Origin of the sequence: Streptomyces sp. 13-12-16, assembly GCF_002114215.1 — a bacterium.
Classification (GTDB): domain Bacteria; phylum Actinomycetota; class Actinomycetes; order Streptomycetales; family Streptomycetaceae; genus Streptomyces.
This window is the reverse complement of the sequence record NZ_NCTE01000972.1, coordinates 10987-15026: the sequence shown is the minus strand read 5'-3', so window position 1 is coordinate 15026 and position 4040 is coordinate 10987. Positions and strand designations below refer to the sequence as shown.

At 72.2% G+C, this 4040-nt stretch carries 3 protein-coding genes and 1 pseudogene; all 4 read right to left on the bottom strand.

What is annotated here, in order from left to right:
* Positions 1-369, bottom strand: a pseudogene (locus B7767_RS47475) (serine/threonine protein phosphatase); the annotation flags it as partial.
* A 273-nt stretch (positions 370-642) separates the two neighbouring features.
* Positions 643-1335 carry a DUF402 domain-containing protein gene (locus B7767_RS33395; protein WP_085575376.1) on the bottom strand — a complete coding sequence of 231 codons (693 nt, stop codon included), beginning with the start codon at positions 1333-1335 and terminating at the stop codon, positions 643-645.
* Positions 1336-1408: 73 nt separating this feature from the next.
* Positions 1409-2812, bottom strand: a complete 1404-nt coding sequence (locus B7767_RS33390; RefSeq protein WP_085575375.1) for an aspartate ammonia-lyase — start codon at positions 2810-2812, stop codon at positions 1409-1411.
* A gap of 110 nt (positions 2813-2922) precedes the next feature.
* On the bottom strand, positions 2923-4040 hold a 1118-nt coding region (locus tag B7767_RS33385), incomplete at its 5' end, for a M20/M25/M40 family metallo-hydrolase (protein WP_085575374.1).

Genomic DNA, 4040 nt, shown 5'->3' with positions numbered 1-4040 from the left:
CGCGGCCGGCTGCACCGGGATGCCCTCGGGCGCGGGGCGCGGTCGGTGCGCGTCCGGCTCGGTGCCCTGCCCGGCACCCGGCTGGGAGTGCTCGGAGCCGGACCCGGCGGCCGGGTCCTGGCCGGTGCCGTCCGGCGTCACCGTGCCCGACGACCCCGCGGAAGCCGCCTCCGGCGACCCCGGGGAGGCGGTCCCGGACGAGGGGGGCTCACCACCGGAGCGGCTCTGTACGGGTAAGGCGGCCCCCGTGCCCGGCGCACGCGCCGGTGACGGGGTACGCAGGAGCGCCCCGCGGGGATCCGCGGGGTCGACGCCCGGCTGCGGGCGTTCGAAGGAGGTCGGCTGCTCCGTCACGCGTGTCGAGTCCATCCGTCCGGCGCACGCCGTGCGCGCGGTTCGTCCCGCCGAAACTCCGATACCCGGAATACGTGCCCCCGGAACGGATTTCCCGCGTGGTCAGAGGTTGTTCCTGTGCCGCAGGCCGGCCGTTCCCGGCCGGTACCGGTGTTTCCGTACCCCTCGCTCACGTCCTGCCGCCCCTCGGTGACGATCGGTCAAGCCCGGCGCGTACTCCGGTGGTTGCTGCCCGCGCCCTTGCGGAGGACGATCCTACGTTTCCCGCCCGGGGGCGCAGCAAGGGTCTCACGAGGACAGATGCGCGGGAACGCGGTCCCAGTCCTGTGGCAGTGACGGTACCGTCCACGACGGATCGGGGCGCCAGTTCTCCCACCCGTCCGCGAACGGCGGCCCCCAGGACTCGATCACCGCCACGGCGGCCCGCCCGGCCTCCCGCACCCTTCTGGCCAGCGCGGAGTCCACCAGACCGTCCCGCCGGGCCTGTGCGAACTCGTCCTCGTCGAGCCAGCGCCAGGTGCGGTCCGGGTGCACGGAGATGTCCAGGAAGTGATCCTCGGAGTCCACCCCGCCGGCCCAACGGGACAGCGGTTCCTCCAGGTTCACGTACCAGTTCCTGAACCGCCAGTCCGGGTCCCAGAACAGCCACACCGACCAGGGCTCGCCGGGCCGGGCCAGCTTCAGCACCCCGGTTCCGGACCAGCGGCCCCGTCGCACCGCGCGCGGCTTGGTGTACCGGGTGCCGAGCGGCTCCCGGTGCACCGGCGTGCCGTCGGCGAGCACCGGCTTCACGCACTCGGTACCGGGCGCCATCCACACCGCGAGCAGCTCCGGGTCGTCGCGTACGACCGTGACGGGGCGCGCGATGTGGATGCGCGCGCCGCCGTTCTCCCGGTACCGCCACAGGATCCGTGCCCCGGGCGCCCAGTGTCCGGCCGTCCCGCCCGCTTCCTCGCGCATCGTCGCTCCGCCCTCCGCCATGGCTGGATATTAGGTGCCATGGGCATACGACGCCGCGACCCCCGTCACGGTTCACGCCTCCCGGCACGATGCCCTACGGCCGTGTCATCCGCAGGACGTCCAGCGCCGCGTCGAGCTGCTCGACGGTGAGGTCGCCGCGCTCGACGTAACCGCTCTCCAGGACGACCTCCCGGATGGTCTTCCGCTCGGCCAGGGACTTCTTGGCGACCTTGGCGGCCTCCTCGTAGCCGATGTACTTGTTGAGCGGGGTGACCACGGACGGCGAGGACTCGGCGTACTCGCGGGCCCGCTCGCGGTGGGCGACGATGCCGTCGACCGTGCGGTCGGCGAGCAGCCGGGAGACGCCTGCGAGCAGCCGCACCGACTCCAGGACGTTCTTCGCGATGACCGGCAGCATGACGTTGAGCTCGAAGTTGCCCGAGGCTCCGGCGGCGGCGACGGTCGCGTCGTTGCCGGTGACCTGCGCGCACACCATGAGCACGGCCTCCGGGATCACCGGGTTGACCTTGCCGGGCATGATCGAGGAGCCGGGCTGGAGGTCGGGCAGGGCGATCTCCGCGAGCCCGGTGCGGGGGCCCGACGCCATCCACCGCAGATCGTTCGCGATCTTCGTCAGCCCGACGGCGATGGTCCGCAGCTGCCCGCTGGTCTCCACGATGCCGTCGCGGGCGCCCTGCGCCTCGAAGTGGTCGCGCGCCTCGGTCAGCGGCAGTCCGGTCGCGCGGGCGACCTCCTCGATGACGGCGGCGGAGAAGCCGGGCGGGGTGTTGATGCCGGTCCCGACGGCGGTCCCGCCCAGCGGCAGTTCGGCGAGGCGCGGCAGGGAGGCGTTCAGCCGCTCGATCCCGTACCGCACCTGGGCCGCGTACCCGCCGAACTCCTGGCCCAGCGTCACCGGTGTGGCGTCCATGAGGTGCGTCCGTCCGGACTTCACCACGTCGGCGAACTCCCCGGCCTTGCGCTCCAGGGCGGTGGCGAGGTGGTCGAGCGCCGGGACCAGGTCACGGGTGACGGCGGCCGTGGCGGCGATGTGGATCGACGACGGGAAGACGTCGTTGGACGACTGCGAGGCGTTGACGTGGTCGTTCGGGTGCACGTCCCGCCCCAGCCGCTCGGTGGCGAGCGTGGCGACGACCTCGTTGGTGTTCATGTTGGACGAGGTCCCGGACCCGGTCTGGAACACGTCCACCGGGAAGTGCTCGTCCCACCGTCCCTCGGCGACCTCGCCGGCCGCCTCCTGGATCGCCTCGGCGATGTCCTCGTCCAGCACCCCGAGCCGGGCGTTCACCTTGGCCGCGGCGCCCTTGATCCGGGCCAGGGCCTCGATGTGGGCGCGTTCCAGCCGCTGCCCGGAGACCGGGAAGTTCTCCACGGCGCGCTGGGTCTGCGCGCGCCACTTGGCGTCGGCCGGTACCTTCACCTCCCCCATGGAGTCGTGCTCGATGCGGTAGTGCCGGTCGTCGTCCGTGGTCGTCATCGTCGTACCTCCGAGCATGCACAGCAGCGGTGTCCGACGAGCGTATTCCCGGACGGCCGCCGCCCCACCGCAGGAGGAGCACGGCGGGGCGGCCTTCCCGTGGGGGGAGGTCAGCCGCTCTGGAGGGCGACGTCGTCCAGGAGGAAGCCGGTCTGCAGGCTGCGGTCCTCACTGGCGGTGAAGGTCAGGGTCACCGTCTGCCCGGCGTACGCCGACAGGTCGACCGACCGCTGCACGTAGCCGCTGCCGGCGTTGACGTTGGACAGGGTGGCGAGCGTGGTGCCACCGGCCCTGACGGTGAACCTGTCGTACGCGGTCGAGCCGGACTCGTCGGTGTCGATGTGCAGCCAGTAGGTCAGCGACGCCCGGGAGCACCCGGCCGGCACGGTCACCGTCTGGCTGAGCGACTCGGTGCTCGTGAAACCGTTCCCCGCGAGCCAGGCGAACCGGCTCCCGCCGTGCGGCGACTGGCCCGAGTGGGCGCCGATGGCCCCGGTGGTCCCGGTCCACGGCGAGGTGCCGCTCTCGAACCCGCCGTTCGCGACCGCTCCGGCGGTGTCGCAGCCGCCGCCGGTGCCGGTGTCCACGGCCCGCTGCCAGATCGTGTACGCGATGCCGTCGGACGCGCGGTCCAGTCCGGTGGTGTTGATGTTGGTGAGGGTGTCGCAGGAGGAGTGGTAGCAGGGGTCGTACGCCCTGCTCGCCGTGCCGCCCCACTTGGCGGCCTGCGCGGAGGTCTTCCGCGCGCTGGCGCCCATCGCGTAGCCGGAGGTGGGGATGGAGTACTGCTCGAAGGAGTAGTCGTCGCTGCGTCCCGCGCCCTCGGTGTTCTCCTCGGGCTGGAGGCCCAGCGAGTCCCAGTACGCCTTCATCGGTGCGGCGGCCGAGGAGGTGATGTGGTTGATGAAGTAGCCGCCGTTGGTGGAGGCGACCATGTCGAAGTTGTAGTACGCCTTGATCTTCGCGCGCTCGGTCGACGGCAGCGAACGCACGTAGAAGTCGGACCCGTTGAGGCCCTGCTCCTCGTCGGTCCACCAGGCGAAGCGGACCCGGTTGCGCATGGTGGGGTTCTGCTGGGCGAGCGTCAGGGCGTTCTCGAGGAGGGCGGCGGAGCCGGAGCCGTTGTCGTTCATGCCGGGGCCGGCCGAGACGCCGTCGAGGTGGGCGCCGAACATGTACACGTTGCCGGCGTCGCCCCCCGGCCACTCGGCGATCAGGTTGGGACCGG